Annotated in this window: 17 protein-coding genes; 13 read left to right on the top strand and 4 right to left on the bottom strand. The window is 58.7% G+C overall.

Annotated elements, in window-relative coordinates:
• Positions 1–368 precede the first annotated feature (368 nt).
• From AU182_RS12465 to AU182_RS12435, 7 genes are all read left to right on the top strand, one after another.
• The gene (locus tag AU182_RS12465) at positions 369–1,541 is read left to right on the top strand and encodes a serine hydrolase (RefSeq protein WP_066968077.1); all 1,173 of its coding nucleotides are present in this window, start codon (positions 369–371) and stop codon (positions 1,539–1,541) included.
• Between the two features lie 133 nt (positions 1,542–1,674).
• Positions 1,675–3,591 carry a molecular chaperone HtpG gene (htpG, locus tag AU182_RS12460; RefSeq protein WP_066965653.1) on the top strand — a complete coding sequence of 639 codons (1,917 nt, stop codon included), beginning with the start codon at positions 1,675–1,677 and terminating at the stop codon, positions 3,589–3,591.
• Between the two features lie 270 nt (positions 3,592–3,861).
• Positions 3,862–4,932, top strand: a complete 1,071-nt coding sequence (locus AU182_RS12455) for an NAD(P)H-dependent glycerol-3-phosphate dehydrogenase (protein WP_066965651.1) — start codon at positions 3,862–3,864, stop codon at positions 4,930–4,932.
• On the top strand, positions 4,929–5,207 hold the full coding sequence (locus tag AU182_RS12450) for a DUF4389 domain-containing protein (RefSeq protein ID WP_066965648.1): 279 nt from the start codon (positions 4,929–4,931) through the stop codon (positions 5,205–5,207). The genes AU182_RS12455 and AU182_RS12450 overlap by 4 nt, the downstream gene beginning before the upstream one ends.
• Before the next feature lie 69 nt (positions 5,208–5,276).
• Positions 5,277–5,876 carry a DUF4389 domain-containing protein gene (locus tag AU182_RS12445; protein WP_066965645.1) on the top strand — a complete coding sequence of 200 codons (600 nt, stop codon included), beginning with the start codon at positions 5,277–5,279 and terminating at the stop codon, positions 5,874–5,876.
• Between the two features lie 46 nt (positions 5,877–5,922).
• Positions 5,923–6,381 carry a phosphohistidine phosphatase SixA gene (gene sixA, locus AU182_RS12440; protein ID WP_082859420.1) on the top strand — a complete coding sequence of 153 codons (459 nt, stop codon included), beginning with the start codon at positions 5,923–5,925 and terminating at the stop codon, positions 6,379–6,381.
• 156 nt (positions 6,382–6,537) lie between these two features.
• Positions 6,538–7,422: an alpha/beta fold hydrolase gene (locus AU182_RS12435; protein WP_066965642.1), complete on the top strand. Its 885-nt coding sequence runs from the start codon at positions 6,538–6,540 to the stop codon at positions 7,420–7,422.
• On the opposite strand, the gene AU182_RS12430 is transcribed toward AU182_RS12435, so the two are convergent.
• Positions 7,419–7,775: a 5-carboxymethyl-2-hydroxymuconate Delta-isomerase gene (locus AU182_RS12430; RefSeq protein ID WP_066965639.1), complete on the bottom strand. Its 357-nt coding sequence runs from the start codon at positions 7,773–7,775 to the stop codon at positions 7,419–7,421. The two genes, AU182_RS12435 and AU182_RS12430, sit on opposite strands and share 4 nt — an antisense overlap.
• A 40-nt stretch (positions 7,776–7,815) precedes the next feature.
• Positions 7,816–8,355, bottom strand: a complete 540-nt coding sequence (folE, locus tag AU182_RS12425; protein WP_066965636.1) for a GTP cyclohydrolase I FolE — start codon at positions 8,353–8,355, stop codon at positions 7,816–7,818.
• A 155-nt stretch (positions 8,356–8,510) separates the two neighbouring features.
• Between folE and prmB the strand changes: the two genes are divergently transcribed.
• Positions 8,511–9,443, top strand: a complete 933-nt coding sequence (prmB, locus tag AU182_RS12420; protein ID WP_153039221.1) for a 50S ribosomal protein L3 N(5)-glutamine methyltransferase — start codon at positions 8,511–8,513, stop codon at positions 9,441–9,443.
• 61 nt (positions 9,444–9,504) lie between these two features.
• Complete coding sequence (gene aroC / locus AU182_RS12415) at positions 9,505–10,605, top strand: chorismate synthase (protein WP_066965633.1); 1,101 nt, start codon at positions 9,505–9,507, stop codon at positions 10,603–10,605.
• A 103-nt stretch (positions 10,606–10,708) separates the two neighbouring features.
• On the opposite strand, the gene AU182_RS12410 is transcribed toward aroC, so the two are convergent.
• Both AU182_RS12410 and AU182_RS12405 read right to left on the bottom strand, forming a co-directional pair.
• Positions 10,709–11,446, bottom strand: coding sequence for a TIGR04219 family outer membrane beta-barrel protein (locus tag AU182_RS12410; RefSeq protein WP_066965630.1), 738 nt, complete (start codon positions 11,444–11,446; stop codon positions 10,709–10,711).
• Positions 11,447–11,592: 146 nt separating this feature from the next.
• A complete protein-coding gene (locus AU182_RS12405; protein WP_066965627.1) occupies positions 11,593–12,471 on the bottom strand; it encodes a LysR family transcriptional regulator in 879 nt (292 codons plus the stop codon).
• A 114-nt stretch (positions 12,472–12,585) separates the two neighbouring features.
• Here AU182_RS12405 and leuC point away from each other — a divergent pair, with 114 nt between their 5' ends.
• From leuC to asd, 4 genes are all read left to right on the top strand, one after another.
• Complete coding sequence (gene leuC, locus AU182_RS12400) at positions 12,586–14,034, top strand: 3-isopropylmalate dehydratase large subunit (RefSeq protein WP_066965624.1); 1,449 nt, start codon at positions 12,586–12,588, stop codon at positions 14,032–14,034.
• On the top strand, positions 14,034–14,681 hold the full coding sequence (gene leuD, locus AU182_RS12395; protein ID WP_066965621.1) for a 3-isopropylmalate dehydratase small subunit: 648 nt from the start codon (positions 14,034–14,036) through the stop codon (positions 14,679–14,681). The genes leuC and leuD overlap by 1 nt, the downstream gene beginning before the upstream one ends.
• 27 nt (positions 14,682–14,708) lie before the next feature.
• Positions 14,709–15,782, top strand: coding sequence for a 3-isopropylmalate dehydrogenase (gene leuB, locus AU182_RS12390; protein WP_066965619.1), 1,074 nt, complete (start codon positions 14,709–14,711; stop codon positions 15,780–15,782).
• 100 nt (positions 15,783–15,882) lie between these two features.
• A complete protein-coding gene (gene asd, locus AU182_RS12385) occupies positions 15,883–16,998 on the top strand; it encodes an aspartate-semialdehyde dehydrogenase (protein ID WP_066965616.1) in 1,116 nt (371 codons plus the stop codon).
• Positions 16,999–17,141 lie beyond the last annotated feature (143 nt).

The raw sequence follows: 17,141 nt of genomic DNA, 5'->3' as shown, positions 1-17,141 counted from the left end.
GCCTGGAAGCGGGGTGTATGCATGTCCAGACCTGCCCAGAGTGCGCGTTTGTATCGGTTTTATTACAATGCGCGGGGATCTCTGTGCACGGCCTCGCAACTCAGGTGATAACGTGATCACGGTGGCGGTGTTATGGTGTCAGCCGGCTCGATGAAATCGTCGGATGGCCATGAATTTTTTCTGGGGCTGCTAGTCTTAATACAGGTTCCCCAACAAGTATTCGGCAAAGCCGACGCTCCCGGTGGGCGGCAGTTGTCGGGGTGGTCTGCAGTACGGCACATGGTGTTTTCACGGTGAACCAGGGCATTTTGATTACAAACCGAGGCCTCCGGGCTGCGCTTCTGCCTCTTTTGATGCTGGGGTTGCTGGTGGCAGCGATTCCGGTGGTCGCCGATTCCGCACGCGTGGGAAAGCCTGCCCGGGGCGGCGCCAAGGCCGTGAACAAGAGCGTTGAGGCGAGCGCCAAAGAGTTCGACCGCTATTTTCGCCAGCTGTTGAAGCAGCACGGTATCCCTGGTGCCGCCTATGTGATCGTCGATCACGACCAGACCGTGGCCATGAATACCTATGGCGTTCGGGTCAAGGGCAAGCGTGAAAAAGTCACCACCCACACGGTGTTCCGCCTGGCTTCCGTTTCCAAGACGTTCGCCGCCAGTATGGCGGCGGTACTCGAGGATGAGCAGAAGTTCAGCTGGGGCGACCGGGTGGTGCGCTATGTACCCCAGTTGAGCTTCAAAACCCCGGCGCTGTCCATGCAGCTGCAGGTGCAGCACCTGCTGAGCCATTCTTCCGGGCTTACCCCCAACGCTTACGACAACTACCTTGAAGACAATCGGCCCCTGTCCAAGATTCTGCCGATGTTTGCCACCATTGACCCGCACTGCAAGCCGGGAAAATGCTACGGCTATCAGAATGTCCTGTTCAGCCTGATTGAAGACGTGATCCATAAAGCCACCGGTGTGCCCTATGGCCGCCAGCTCAAGGAGCGTTTCTTCACCCCCCTGAAGATGGAAGATGCATCCCTCGGGTGGGAGAATTTTATGGCTGCCGGCAACCGCGCCGCGCCGCATGTGCAGACCGGCCGCGGCTGGCGCCCGGTAAAAGTGGAAAAGGAATACTATCTGGCGGCCCCGGCTGCCGGTGTGAACGCCAGTATCAGCGATATGGGGCAGTGGCTGAAGGCGCAAATGGGTTACTTCCCGGATGTACTGTCGCCGGCGGTGATTGAAGACCTCACCACCGAACGGGTGGAAACCCGGCGTCACCTGCGTCACCGGATCTGGCGCGACTACATAGATCACGCCGGGTACGGCCTCGGCTGGCGCCTGTATACCGTCGGTGATGATCGCATCATTTTCCACGGTGGCTGGGTGGCCGGATTCCGGGCGGCCATTGCCTATTCCGAGAAGCGCAAGGTCGGCATTGTTATTCTGATGAACGCCGAGTCGCGCGTGATTTCGGACCTGACCGGTAATTTCATTGCCGATATCACCGGTCACGGCAAACTGGTGCAAGCCATCGCGGCAGCGGCGAAAAAATAGCCGCTGCCTTCCCTGACTCTCCTCCGCAAGCCCTTCCCGCGAAAAACAGCGCTTGAATTGGCCGGCTGCGGCCCAATATCACCTCTCCTGAGTTTGATCTGCTGACGTTGATTTAATAGGGGAGAACCGATTCATGACAGTTGAGGCGCATAAAGAGAGCCATGGCTTCCAGACAGAAGCCAAACAGCTGCTGCACCTGATGATCCACTCGCTGTACTCCAACAAGGAGATTTTCCTGCGCGAGCTGGTTTCCAATGCATCCGACGCCGCGGACAAGCTGCGTTTTGAAGCCCTCTCCAAGCCGGAACTGCTGGCCGAAGACCCGGATCTGCGCATCCGCATCGAGTTCGATAAAGACGCCGGTACGCTTACCATCAGCGATAACGGTATCGGCATGAGCCGCGACGAGGTAATCGAGAATCTCGGCACCATAGCCCGTTCCGGTACTGCCAGCTTTATGCAGAACCTCACCGGGGATCAGAAGAAAGATGCGCACCTGATTGGCCAGTTCGGGGTCGGTTTCTACTCCGCGTTTATTGTCGCCGACAAGGTAGACGTATTTACCCGTCGTGCCGGCGCCGATGCCAGCCAGGGTGTGCACTGGGAGTGCAGTGGCGAGGCGGAGTACTCCGTGGAGAACGTCGAGTGGCCGAACCGGGGCACTCGCGTGGTACTGCACCTGAAGGACGACGCCAAGGAATTCGCCGACGACTGGCGCCTGCGTTCCATCATCAAGAAGTACTCCGATCACATCGCCATCCCGGTGGAGATGCTGAAGCAGGCTGCGCCGGCTGGTGAAGATGACGAGAGTAAAGAAGACAAAGCGCCGGAATTTGAAGCGGTCAACGCTGCCCAGGCGCTGTGGACCCGCCCGCGTTCCGAGGTGAAATCCGAGGAGTACCAGGAATTCTACAAGCACATCTCCCACGATTTCGATGACCCGCTGACCTGGAGCCACAACCGTGTGGAAGGCAAGCTGGATTACACCAGCCTGCTGTACATCCCGGCGCGTGCGCCGTTTGACCTGTACCAGCGCGACGCCGCCCGTGGCCTCAAGCTGTATGTGCAGCGCACCTTCATCATGGACGACGCCGAGCAGTTCCTGCCGCTGTACCTGCGTTTCGTCAAAGGGGTGCTGGACTCCAACGACTTGCCGCTGAACGTGTCCCGCGAGATTCTGCAGAAAGACCAGAATACCGATGCCATCAAGAGCGCACTGACCAAGCGTGTGCTGGATATGCTGGACAAGCTGTCGAAGAAAGACGCCGACCAGTACCAGAAGTTCTGGGACCTGTTTGGTTCCGTAATGAAAGAGGGGCCAGCGGAAGACTTCGCCAATAAAGAGAAGATCGCCAAGCTGCTGCGCTTCTCCACCACCCACACGGATAACGCCAAGCAGGATCAGTCTCTGGAAGCGTATGTGGGCCGCATGAAAGAGGGGCAGAAGCACATCTACTATGTGTGCGCGGACAACTTCGCTACCGCCAAGTCCTCCCCGTACCTGGAGGTTTTCCGTAAGAAGGGCATCGAAGTACTGCTGCTGACCGATCAGGTGGACGAGTGGTTCGTCGGCCATATGCAGGAGTTTGATGGCAAGCAGTTCCAGGATGTGGCCAAAGGTGCACTGGACCTTGGTGACGCCGAGAACGAAGACGACAAGGCCGAGCGCGAAAAAGTCGAGAAAGAGGCCGGCGCGCTGGTTGAGCGGGTGAAAGATGTGCTGGAGTCCCGTGTAGAGGATGTCCGCGCGACCACGCGCCTGGTGGACTCCCCCGCATGTCTGGTGGCAAGCGACAATGATATGGGGCTGCAGATGCGCCGTATTCTGGAGCAGGCGGGCCAGTCTCTGCCGGAGGCCAAGCCGATTTTTGAGCTCAACCCCAACCACCCGCTGGTGCAGCGCCTGGATCAGGAGCAGGACGAGGACCGCTTTGCCGACCTCACCAATATCCTGATGGATCAGGCCAATCTGGCGGCAGGAAATCAGCTGGCGGATCCGGCGGACTATGTGCGCCGCCTGAACGCACTGCTGCTGGAGCTCAATACCTAAGCAGCCACGCCTGCGCGGGGTTTGTCGACGGTTTCCGTGTCGGCAAACCCCGAGTTTCTTTCCCGCATTCTGTGCCGCGTCCGCGGAGATTCCAGTCTGGTCTATATTGTTTCTTGATTAATTCTTGCCGTTTTTTTGCGCGAATTGGTCGGTAAAAGACGACATGTGCCGGTTAACTTGGCAAATATGAGCAATTTCTTGCCGCGGCGTTGGGCCTCGCCGCCAGGCTCCGTATAATCGCCCGCTGCACAGCAAAAATTACAGAGTGTTATGACTCCACAAGACGTACCTTCGAGCGCCCCGGAACCCCGATACGCCATCGCTATTCTCGGTGGCGGCAGCTTTGGCACGGCCATCGCCAATATTGTCGCCGGCAACGGCCACGATACCCGCCAGTGGATGCGCGACCCGGAGCGCGCCGCAGCCTGCATGGCCCAGCGCGAAAACCAGCATTACCTGCCGGGGGTGGCTTTGCATCCGGCGTTGAACATTACCGCGGATCTGGAGCAGGCGGTGAGTGGCTGCCAGATTGTGTTTGTGGCCATTCCCAGTAAATCATTTCGTGAGGTGGTACACCGCGCGGCGCCAATGCTGGCACCAGATACCATGCTGATTTCGCTGACCAAAGGGATCGAGCACGACCAGTTCCACCTGATGAGCGATATCTTGCGGGAAGAAACCGAGGGTATGCGTGTGGGGGTGCTGAGCGGCCCCAACTTTGCCAAGGAAATTGTGGCAGCCCACTACACCGCGACAGTGATTGCCAGTGAAGACGAGTCCCTGTGCAGCACGATCCAGAAGGTGCTGCACTCGGAAACATTCCGCGTTTACTCCAGCAACGACGTATTTGGCGTTGAACTGGCGGGGGCGCTGAAAAATATCTATGCAATCGTGACCGGCATGGCGGTGGCACTGGGCCGGGGGCAAAACACCACCAGTTTGCTGATTACCCGTGCGCTGGCGGAAATGATGCGTTTTGCCGAGGCCATGGGGGCAGACCCGATGACGTTTATCGGGCTTGCCGGTGTCGGTGACCTGATCCTTACCTGCTCGTCCGATCTCAGCCGCAACTACCGGGTTGGCTACCTGGTGGGCAAGGGCAAAAAGCTCGACGAGGCGGTGTCGGAAATCGGGCAGGTCGCGGAAGGGGTGAATACCGTTCGTCTGATAAAGGCAAAAGCCGATGAATTGGGCGTCTACATGCCCTTGGTTTCTGCAATTCACGCCATATTATTTGAAGGTACCCCGATACCCACGGTGATCCGCGAGCTGATGTCTGGCGCGCAGACCTTTGACGTGGCCTATTCGGCCAAGCCCTCAACAGATCAGGACGTGCCATGAATAACGAACAGCTCAAGCACAATCTCACCTCCACCGATCACTGGCTGCGGCTGCTGTTTATGGTGTTGTTTGTGGTTCTGCTGGAAGTTACCGGCGTGGTGATGCTGGCGCTCATCGTGCTGCAGTTTCTTTTTGCCATCGTCTCTGGTGGCCCGAACGAGAACCTTCGCCAGCTCGGTAACCAGATTGCTTCCTATATCTATCAGATTCTGCAATTTTTGATTTATAACAGCGAAGAAAAGCCATTCCCGTTCGCGGAGTGGCCAGAATCCTGATTCCTCCCGGCCGGTGCAGGCTGGCCTTTTATTGTCTATGGTGCCCAACAACGGACTGGTGATCGCCCAATGAGCAACGAAGAACTGAAACAGAACCTGACCTCCTCAAACCAGTGGCTGCGCCTGATTTACATGGTGCTGTTTGCCGTGCTTCTGGAAATTGCTGGTTTCGTCATGCTAGCGGTGGTTATCGCCCAATTCCTGTTCGCTATCTTTAGCGGCAGCGCCAATGATAATTTGCGTCGCCTCGGCGATCAGATTGCTTCCTACATTTACCAGACCCTGCAATTCCTGATCTACAACTCGGAAGAAAAGCCTTTCCCATTTTCCGAGTGGCCCGAATCGGAAGAGGAAGATCTATCCTCTTATGAGAGCGCGGAAGAAATTGATGGTGAAGTGATCAGCGATGAAGCGCCTACAGCCGTTGCCGAGCCGGAAGTAGAAGATGCAGCAACCGGCAAGTCGACGGAAGCGAAGACCAAAAAGCCGCGCAAGCGCGCGTCGACCGCCGCCAAGAAGCAGGCTGATACACCGGAAGACGAGACGGTGATCGAGCTGGGCGCCGATGCGCAAAGTGCTGAGGCTGTCGAGAGCACCGAGCGTGCAGAAAATACCGAGCGTGGCGAAAGCGCCGAAAGTGATGCGAAACCTTCTGGCGAGAAGAAGTGATCAATTCCCCGGTAAGCCGGCTGTACTGTTTTGACGGGAGACCCTAGTGCTGTTGTTTGTGATGCGTCATGGCCATGCTGAGCCCCTTGGCAAGAGCGATGAAACGCGGGCGCTGACCGAGGACGGTCGCGCAGAAGTGGCGGGGGTCTGTAAAGAGCGCGCTTCCGAGTTGGCACAGGTGAAAACCCTCTGGGCCAGCCCCTTTGTGCGCACCCGTCAGACCGCCAAAATTGTGGCCGACACCTTTGGCCTCACGGTAGAGATCCAGGAGTTACTGACCGGTGACACACCGGTAGACCAGCTACTGGATGCCATAGCGCAGGCGGACCCGTCTGTTTTCCCGCTGATGCTGGTCAGCCACCAGCCGCTGGTAGGGCGGCTGGTCAATGGCCTGTGCGGTAGTGGTGATGAGCACCCGATGGGCACTGCCAGCCTGGCGTGCGTGCGGTCCGATGTCTGGGCCACGGGCTGCGCAGAGCTGGAATGGCTGCAACACCGTCCCTGATTCAGCGTTTCTGGCTCGACGGTTTTGATTTGGCGGTCCTGATTCAGTAGCCCGTGCCGAAGCGAGTGGCCACCCATTCTGATCCCTGTGGCCATTGAGACGGCAGGTGGCCGCTGTCAGCATTGGTAACCAAGACTGACAACGCTGTATTCCCCCATGAGCCGATCTCCCCACGACGCCTTTCGTGAAATTACCCTCGATATCCAGGGCAACCTTATTGCTGCACGCCAGTGGGGCAATCCTGAGGGTGTGCCGGTATTGGCCCTGCATGGCTGGCTGGACAATTGCGCCAGCTTCGACGCCATGGCGCCGTTTCTTGCGGAGCTAAACCTGGTGGCAGTGGACCTTGCCGGCCACGGACAGAGCTATCACCGTCACCGGGACGCCAATTACACGGTGTGGACGGAAATTGAAGATGTGCTTGGTATGGCGGATGCGCTGGGCTGGGCGTCTTTTTCCATGCTTGCGCATTCGCGCGGCGCTGTTATTGCCACCATTGCCGCCGCTACCTTTCCGGAGCGGGTGCGCCGCCTGGCGCTAATCGACGGGCTGGTGCCACCGCCGACCACCGATGCGGAAGCACCGGAAACCCTGCGCAAGGGCATCGAGCAACGCGCGCGCTATCGGGCGCGCAATTCGAAGGTCTTTGAATCTCTGGAGGTGGCGGTTGCCGCGCGCAAGAACGGCCTGTTCAAGCTGAGTGATGATGCCGCGCGCCGGCTGGTGGAGCGCGGCGTATGCCGCAGTGGCGATGGGTATCGCTGGAGCAATGATTCCCAGCTGTTGGCCAGTTCACTGGCGAAATTGAACGAGGCGCAGGTGTTGGCCTTTCTCGATCGCGCCACCATGCCGATTCGCCTGGCGCTGGGTGAGGACGGGATTCAGGGAATGATCGAGCGTATTCGCCCCCTGGCCGAGCAGCACCCCAATATTGTGTTGCGGGAATTTCCCGGCGGCCACCATCTGCACATGGAAGAAAGCGCCGGCGCCATTGCCGCGTGGTTTCTGCCCTTCCTGAAAGGCGAAAACCCGCCGCTCTAGAACGGAATTCGTTTGGCGTAGCAGGCCTTTTCCATATCCCGCACTTCCACGGAAATTTCCGGCACTTCCGGGGCGGCCTCGCACAGGTAATTGAAAATGGCCGCGCTCAGGTCTTCTTTCTGCTGTGCGGTGCGGCCTTCCAGGATGCGCACCTCCGCGTGGATAAACAGGTTGCTCGACCCATCATGATTCTTGCCGAGTACAAAGTCCCGGTAGGGCAGGGCGCGGGTCTTGATCGCGCTGGGGGAGAAGAGCCCGGTATCGCTCATCGCCTGCTGGCCGTTGCTGACCAGTGCAGAAATGGAAAGGCTTTCTTCCAGCTTTTGCGAGTACTCGATAACCAGATGGGGCATTGCCGGGCTCTCCTCGGGTGATTAGCGCAATCGTCTGTCGTTAGCGTATCAGGGAAAGGAACTCGTTGCGGGTGGCCTGCTGATTGCGGAAGGAGCCCAGCATGGCGGAGGTTTTCATGACGGAGTTCTGCTTTTCCACACCGCGCATCATCATGCACATGTGTTTTGCTTCAACAATTACACCGACGCCGGCAGCGCCGGTGACCTGCTGGACGGTTTGGGCAACCTCCACGGTCAATTGCTCCTGAATCTGCAAACGGCGGGCAAACATGTCTACAATGCGCGCCACTTTGGATAGCCCCAGCACTTTACCGTCGGGAATATAGGCCACATGGGCCTTGCCGATAAACGGCAGCATATGATGCTCGCACAGGGAGTAGAGCTCGATATCTTTTACCAGCACCATTTCACTGCAATCCGACGGGAAGAGCGCGTCGTTCACGATATCTTCTACGGTCTGCTGATAGCCGCGGGTAAGATATTGCATCGCCTTGGCAGCGCGCTGGGGGGTGTCTTTCAGCCCCGGGCGATCCAGGTCTTCGCCAATGGCTTCAATGATGTGTGCGTAATGTTCTTTCATCGTATGCTTCCAACGTCTCGCCCGCGGTTTGTTCTGCCATTAGTACGCAAATAATCGGGCGTTCGATCACCGGTACGCCGGTGGGGACTAAGGGTGCGCTACCCTAAGCCTTTGTCACACGGTAGTAAAGCGTCAAAAATTGAGGAATATCGCTAATGATAGAGAAACGGGAGTCCAGTTTGCACGAATTGTGTACCGTGCTGGACTACATCCGCTGGGGCGCCAGCCGCTTTAATGAGGCCGGGCTGTGGTTTGGCCACGGCACCGACAATGCCTGGGATGAAGCTGTCCTGCTGGTCACTCATGCCCTGCACCTGCCCGTGGACAGCAAGCCCGAGATACTCTCGGCGCGCCTCACCATGGATGAGCGCCGGGAAGTGATGGGCGTGCTTGAAAAGCGTGTCAGCGAGCGCCTGCCGGCGCCGTATCTTACCAATGAAGCCTGGTTTTGCGATCTGCCGTTCTATGTGGATGCGCGCGTGCTGGTACCGAGATCGCCGATTGGCGAGCTGATCCGCACACGCTTCGAGCCCTGGTTGCAGCAGGAGCCTCTCGCCATTCTCGACCTCTGCTGTGGCAGCGGCTGCATTGGTATTGCCTGTGCGGACGCTTTCCCGGAGGCGCGGGTGGATCTCAGTGATATTTCCGCTGACGCGATTGAAGTGGCCCAGATCAATATCAACCGGCACCAGCTGAACGAGGAAGTGCGTGCGGTGCAGTCCGACCTGTTCGCCGGATTGCAGGGCTGTAGCTACGACCTGATCGTCAGCAACCCTCCTTATGTTGACGCGCGCGATCTGGCAGAAATGCCACCGGAGTACCATGCGGAACCGGGGTTGGCGCTGGGCTCCGGCGACGATGGCCTCGACTTTACCCGCCGCCTGTTACTGGAGGCACCGGACTATCTGCAACCGGAAGGTATCCTGGTGTGTGAGGTGGGGAATAGTTGGGAAGCGCTGGAAGCGGCGTATCCGCGGGTGCCGTTTTTCTGGCCAGAGCTGGAGGATGGCGGCCACGGGGTGTTTGTGCTCACCCGGGAAGACCTGCTGGCCTGTCGTGAAATGTTTGAAGCCGGAGCGCAGCGCTAGAGATTCCTCTATAATGCGCCCCCTTCAACGAATAATTGACTATGGGTAAGGAATACCGGGTATGTCGGGCAACACTTTTGGCAAGCTGTTCTGTGTCACCACCTTTGGCGAGAGCCACGGCCCCGCGTTGGGCTGTATTGTGGATGGCTGCCCTCCGGGACTGGAGATCACCGCCGAGGAAATCCAGCTGGAGCTGGACCGCCGCAAGCCCGGCACTTCCCGCTACACCACCCAGCGTCGCGAGGCGGATGAAGTCAAAATCCTCTCCGGGGTGTTCGAGGGCAAAACCACCGGAACGCCGATTGGCCTGTTGATCGAAAACACCGATCAGCGCTCCAAAGACTACGCCAATATCGCCGAGCAGATTCGCCCGGCCCACGCCGACTACACCTACTGGGCCAAGTACGGCCTGCGCGATTACCGTGGTGGCGGTCGCTCCTCCGCCCGTGAGACTGCCATGCGGGTGGCTGCTGGTGCTATTGCCAAGAAGTGGCTGAAGCAGCAGTTCGGCATTGAGGTACGTGGCTACCTTTCACAATTGGGCCCCATCAAGGTGGAAAAGCTGGACTGGTCGCAAGTAGACCAGAACCCGTTTTTCTGCCCCGACGCCGACAAGGTGCCGGAAATGGAAAGCTATATGCAGGCCCTGATCAAGGAGGGCGACTCCGTCGGCGCACGCATTTCTGTGCACGCCAGCGGTGTGCCGGCGGGCCTCGGCGAGCCGATTTTCGATCGCCTGGACGCGGAGCTGGCCCACGGGCTGATGAGCATCAACGCGGTGAAAGGGGTGGAGATTGGTGCGGGTTTCGATTCGGTGGCCCAGAAGGGCACCGAGCACCGGGATGAGATCACCGTGGAAGGTTTCCAGTCCAACAATGCCGGCGGCATTCTCGGGGGTATTTCCAGTGGTCAGGAGATCATTGCGCACATCGCCCTGAAGCCGACTTCCAGTCTGCGCATTCCCGGCAAGAGCCTGGATACCAACGGCAATCCCATCGAAGTGATCACCAAGGGGCGTCACGACCCCTGTGTAGGCATTCGAGCGACGCCGATCGCCGAGGCAATGATGGCGCTGGTGCTGATCGACCATGTACTGCGCCAGCGCGGCCAGAATGGGGATGTGGAATTTGGCCTTAAGATTCCCGCGGGCGAGACGCGCTGACCCCGGCTAACGACGGGTAAGAAATTGCGGATAAAAAAGTTAGATACAAAAAAGGCGGAGCGCCACAAGCGCTCCGCCTTTTTTCTTGCATGCCGCCTGTAGCTTACAGGTGCAGGCTCAGACCCACATACGGGCCCTTGATTTCCAGGTCGCTCTGGAACGCATCCAGTTCCTGTACGTCCAGGGTCATGGCGCGGTAACCCGCCTCGATGGCGAAATCCAGCGCGGGCACGAAGTCCCAGCGCACTTTGGCGGTCAGGTCGGTGTGGCGGTCACCCTTGTAGCTGGTGCCGTTGCCCTGGGCGATGATGGACCAGCCGGTAAACGGCAGGTCGAAGCGGGCTACGCCGTACACCATCGGCAGCACGCCGGTCAGTTCGATATCTTCAGACTGCAGGTCGCTGGTGACGGACATTTCGCCGCTGTACATGCGCGCAGTCAGGCCCAGGTCCAGGTTGACCCAGTTATCCAGAATCTCGTAGTAAAGCGTGGCGTCGGTGTGGGTCAGGTTCATGTCGGCGTTGATGTCGGAACCGACCTCAAAGGTCTTGTCGCCGAAGGTGACTTCGCGGGTAAGCATCGCTGCACCGTTGGTCTCCACCTTGCTGTGCGCAACCAGGATATTCGGGATCACCGGGATCGGGTGCTCCAGGGCAGCCTGAATGAAGGTGACGTTGTCTTCGGCGAGGGCAAACTCATCGACGTTGAAGTCGTCGACACCAACAGCACCGGTATAGCTGGGCTGCCATACGCCGGCGGTGGCGTCGAAGCCGAGGATGGTATCAGCGCTGACGCTGGCGGAGGCCAAAGTAGCGCAAAGGGCCAGGGTTATTTTTTTCATTTGGAGTCTCTCCCGTTGAATTCTGCGGCAGATTCTACAGGGTTTTGCTGAAATTTCCCTGAATCGGTGTCGATTTCGGGGTGATCGGGCCCAATTTTGCGCACTGATTGGCGTTCTAGCCCGCGCTGGCGCGTCCTCTGTGCCGCTCAGAGCCCCCGCGCCTCCTTGAACAGGAGCTGTTGCAGCGCATTGGCGGCATTGCTCAGGGTGCGATTGCGGTGGTAGATGATCCCCAGATTGCGCACGATACTGAGCTGGGGCATGGGCAGCTCGGCCAGGCTGTCGTCAATCAGGGTCTTCGGCAATACGCTCCAGCCGAGACCAACGCCGGCCATCATCTTGATGGTTTCCAGGAAATTGGTGGCCAGTTTGGCGGTCAGCTTGAGCCCGTGGGCGTCGAACTCCCGCTTGATCAGGCGCCCGGTATAGGTATTCAGGTCCGGCAGGATGGCGGGGTATCGGGCCAGCGCGGGCAGGTCCAGCTCCGGCATCTGCGCCAGGGGGTGGTCTGGCGCCGCGACCACCACACAGGGGTCCGGCCAGATGATCTGGGCATTGAGGCTCGGGTAATCCTTGAGGGCGAGGGTGACCACCGCCAGTTCGTATTCCCCTGCCATCAATGCTTCGTAGGCCTGCTCCGAGTCCACGAAATCAATATCGAGGGCGACATCCGGATAAAGGTTGCTGAACTCCCGCAGCACCGGCGGCAGGTGGTGCAGGCCAACGTGGTGACTGGTGGCGATGCGCAGGCTGCCGCCGATGGTTTCGCCGAGGCTGCGCAGTTCGTGTTCGGCGTCGCTGACCTCATTGAGAATGTGGCGAGCGCGGGGCAGCAGCGCGCGGCCGGCATTGGTGAGCTGAAGCTTGCGCCCGATGCGGTCAAACAGCGGCGTTCCCAGCTGCTGCTCCAGCGATGCCAGCCGTTTACTGACCGCAGGCTGGGTCAGATGCAGTTGTTCTGCGGCTTCGGAAACGGAGCCCTGTTCGGAGATAGCGAGAAATGCCCTGAGCCACTGTATTTCCATCGAAGTTCCCGGTTTGGTATTCCAAAAGCGAATGCGCCATATAATAAATATAAATTGATGTTATTCAATGCCCCACCTAGACTCCGCCATGTTATCCATAGAGGAGATGGGGCTATGGGCCACCCACAGAACAAAAAACAGACGCTGTACGACAAGCTCTGGCAAGACCACCTGGTCAAAAGCCGCGACGACGGCACCGCACTGATCTACATCGATCGCCACCTGATTCACGAAGTGACTTCTCCTCAGGCCTTTGAAGGTCTGCGCCTGGCGGGGCGTAAACCCTGGCGCACGGATTCCGTGGTGGCCACGCCGGACCACAATGTGCCGTCCGATGCGGCGGAGCGCGCTGGCGGCATTGCGGGCATCCGCGACGAAGTTTCCCGCATTCAGGTGCAGACCCTGGACGAAAACTGTAAGGATTTTGGCATCGTTGAATTCGGTATCAACGATCCGGGCCAGGGCATCGTGCATGTCATCGGCCCCGAGACTGGTGCCACCTTGCCGGGAATGACCGTGGTGTGTGGTGATTCCCACACTTCTACCCACGGCGCTCTGGGTGCCCTGGCGCACGGCATCGGCACCTCCGAGGTGGAGCATGTGATGGCCACCCAGTGTCTGATTCAGAAAAAGATGAAGAACATGCTGGTGCGCGTGGACGGCGAACTCGGCCCGGGCGTGACCGCGAAAGACGTCGTGCTGGCGATTATCGGCAAGATTGGCACCGCCGGCGGCACCGGTTATGCCATCGAGTTTGGTGGTGAGGTGATTCGCAACCTTTCCATGGAAGGTCGCATGACCATCTGCAACATGGCCATCGAAGCTGGCGCCCGCGCCGGCATGGTGGCGGTGGACCAGATCACCCTGGACTACGTGAAGGGCAAGCCTTACGCGCCCAAAGGTGAGATGTGGGATAAGGCCGTAGAAGCCTGGAGCCAATTGCATTCCGACGACGGTGCGCACTTCGATGAAGTGGTTGTGCTGCAGGGTGAAGAGATCGAGCCGCAGGTGAGCTGGGGAACGTCCCCGGAAATGGTCGTACCGGTAAGCGCTGTAGTGCCGGATCCGGCGGCGGAAAGCGATGCCACCAAGAAGGCGGGTATCGAGCGTGCGCTGGAGTACATGGGGCTCAATGCCGGACAGAAAATTACCGACATTAACCTCGACCGGGTGTTTATCGGTTCCTGTACCAACTCCCGTATTGAAGACCTGCGCGCGGCAGCGGCAGTAGCCAAAGGCCACAAAAAAGCCGACAGCGTCAAGCAGGTGTTGGTGGTGCCGGGTTCCCAGTCTGTGAAGGCACAGGCGGAAAAGGAAGGTCTGCACAAGGTGTTCATCGAAGCCGGTTTCGAATGGCGCGAGCCATCCTGCTCCATGTGTCTGGCGATGAATGCGGACAAACTGGGTGCGGGTGAGCACTGCGCATCCACCTCTAACCGCAACTTTGAAGGTCGCCAGGGTTACGGTGGTCGCACGCATCTGGTGAGCCCGAGTATGGCCGCGGCGGCGGCCATCGCCGGTCACTTCGTGGATGTGCGTGAAATGCAGAAGGAGGCGGTGTAATGAGAGCGTTTACCCAACACAAGGGCGTGGCCGCACCGATGGACCGTGCCAATGTCGATACAGATTTGATTATCCCGAAACAGTTCTTGAAGTCGATTAAGCGTACCGGTTTCGGCCCGAACCTGTTTGACGAGTTGCGCTACCTGGATGAAGGGCAGCCGGGACAGGATCACAGCAAGCGCCCGGTGAATCCAGAATTCCCGTTGAACCACCCGCGTTACCAGGGTGCTTCCGTATTGTTAGCACGCAAAAATTTTGGCTGCGGTTCCAGCCGTGAGCACGCGCCCTGGGCGCTGGATGACCACGGTTTCCGTGTGATTATTGCGCCGAGTTTTGCGGATATTTTCTTCAATAACTGCTTCAAGAATGGTCTGTTGCCGATCGTTCTGGAAGAAGAAATTGTCGAGCAGTTGTTCCAGGAAATGTATGCCGAAGAGGGCTACGAGCTGGTCGTCGACCTGCAAGAACAGGTGGTGATCAAGCCCAGTGGTGAAACCCATGCTTTCGAAGTGGACGCATTCCGCAAGCACTGTCTGCTGAACGGCCTCGACGACATCGGCCTGACCCTGGAAGACGCCGACGATATCCGCGCGTATGAAGCCAAGCGTCGCGAGCAGGCGCCCTGGCTGTTTGACGCCGTGAAATAATTGGCCAACAGAAGAATTGGAAGAGCAATGAGCAAGAAAGTCATGATCCTCCCGGGCGACGGTATTGGCCCGGAAATTGTCGAGCAGGCGGTAGCGGTACTGAAAACCGCCGATGAAAAATTTGGTCTGAATCTGGAATTTACCGAAGGCCTGATCGGTGGTGCGTCCATCGATGCCCACGGTGAACCACTGACCGATGCCGAACTGAAAAATGCCGGTGACTGCGATGCCGTACTGCTGGGTGCGGTTGGTGGCCCCAAGTGGGACACCCTGGACCGCGCCATCCGCCCGGAAAAAGGTCTGCTGAAAATTCGCAGCGGTCTCGGCCTCTACGCCAACCTGCGTCCAGCCATCCTGTATCCGCAGCTGGCCGACGCTTCCTCCCTGAAACCGGAAGTGGTTTCCGGCCTGGATATTCTGATCGTGCGCGAGCTCACCGGTGGTATCTACTTTGGTGAGCCCCGCGGTATCAAGACTCTGGAGAGCGGTGAGAAGCAGGGCTACAACACCTACGTGTACACCGAGTCCGAAATCGAGCGCATCGGCCGCACCGCTTTCGAAGCGGCACAAAAGCGCGGTGGCAAACTGTGTTCCGTCGACAAGGCCAACGTGCTGGAAGTGACCGTATTGTGGCGTGAGGTAATGGATCGTCTGGCACCGGAGTATCCCGATGTGGAACTCTCGCATATGTACGTAGACAACGCGGCCATGCAGCTGGTGCGTGCCCCGAAACAGTTTGATGTGATGGTGACCGGCAATATGTTCGGTGACATCCTGTCGGACGCCGCCGCCATGCTCACCGGTTCCATCGGCATGCTGCCGTCTGCCTCCATGAACGAAACCGGCTTCGGCCTATACGAACCCTGTCACGGCAGTGCGCCGGATATCGCCGGGCAGGGCATCGCCAACCCGCTGGCGACCATTCTTTCCGCGGCCATGATGCTGCGCTATTCCCTGGATATGGGGGAAGCGGCAGACGCGATCGAGGCGGCGGTGAGCAAGGTACTGGATCAGGGACTGCGCACCGCGGACATCTACACAGATGGCTGTAAGAAAGTTTCTACCGCGGAAATGGGCGCAGCAGTGGTGGCCGCTTTCTGATAAGAGCACGCTCCCTTCAGCCGATTGTCCGGCCAGCCTCCAACGCTTTGATGTTGCATGGCCGGGCTCCCGAAACTCTCAGAATCGACAGGATATTGAAATGAATAAGGTAGGATTCGTAGGCTGGCGCGGTATGGTCGGCTCCGTTTTGATGGGCCGCATGCTGGAAGAAAATGACTTCGCGCACATCGCCGAGCCAGTATTTTTCTCCACCTCCAACGCTGGCGGAAAGGCGCCGGAAATTGGTAAGGAAGTAGCGCCATTAAAAGACGCCTACGACCTTGACGCACTGGCCGAGCTGGATGCCATTGTCAGCTGTCAGGGCGGCGACTACACCAAGGACGTGTTCGGTAAGCTGCGCGAGAAGGGGTGGGACGGTTACTGGATCGACGCTGCCTCCAGCCTGCGCATGAAGGATGACGCCATCATTGTGCTGGACCCGGTAAACCGCGATGTCATTGACCGCGGTATCGATTCCGGTGTGAAGAACTACATCGGCGGTAACTGCACCGTGAGCCTGATGTTGATGGGCCTCGGTGGTCTGTTCAAGGAAGGTCTGGTGGAGTGGGTGACTGCCCAGACCTATCAGGCGGCCAGTGGTGCAGGTGCCAAAAATATGCGCGAGCTGATCTCCCAGATGGGTAGCATCCGCGACGGCGTGGCCGATGAGCTGGCGGACCCGTCCAGCGCCATCCTGGAGATTGACCGCAAGGTGGCGGAGAACATGCGCAGTGGTGACTTCCCCACCAGCGAATTCGGCGCGCCGCTGGCGGGCAGCCTGCTACCGTGGATCGACACCCAGCTGGAAACCGGTCAGAGCCGCGAAGAATGGAAAGCCCAGGTGGAGGCCAACAAGATCCTGGCCACCGACAGCACCGTGCCGGTCGACGGTACCTGTGTACGAATCGGTGCCATGCGCTGCCACAGCCAGGCGTTTACCGTGAAGTTGAAAAAAGACCTACCGCTGGCAGAGATCGAGAAAATCATCGGCTCCGCCAACGATTGGGTGAAAGTGGTGCCCAACGACCGCGAAGTAACCCTGAAAGAACTGACCCCGACCGCGGTCACCGGCAAGCTGGATATCCCGGTTGGCCGTCTGCGCAAGCTGAGTATGGGCGGTGAATACCTGAATGCCTTCACCGTCGGTGACCAGCTGCTGTGGGGTGCTGCCGAGCCACTGCGCCGTGTACTGCTGATCCTGCTCGGAAAACTGTAAGTTTTTAGCACATTTCGCCGCCCCGGTTCCGGGGCGGCTTCCCCCTCGACTCTCCGTGAGTATAATCCCCCCGCAATTTCAGGTTGCCGCTTTAGTGGTCGACCTGGCTGAAAAGCAGCCGAAACCCCTCGCAAATACAAAAG

Origin of the sequence: Microbulbifer sp. Q7 (assembly GCF_001639145.1) — a bacterium.
Classification (GTDB): domain Bacteria; phylum Pseudomonadota; class Gammaproteobacteria; order Pseudomonadales; family Cellvibrionaceae; genus Microbulbifer.
This window is presented reverse-complemented; position numbering and strand designations above follow the sequence as displayed.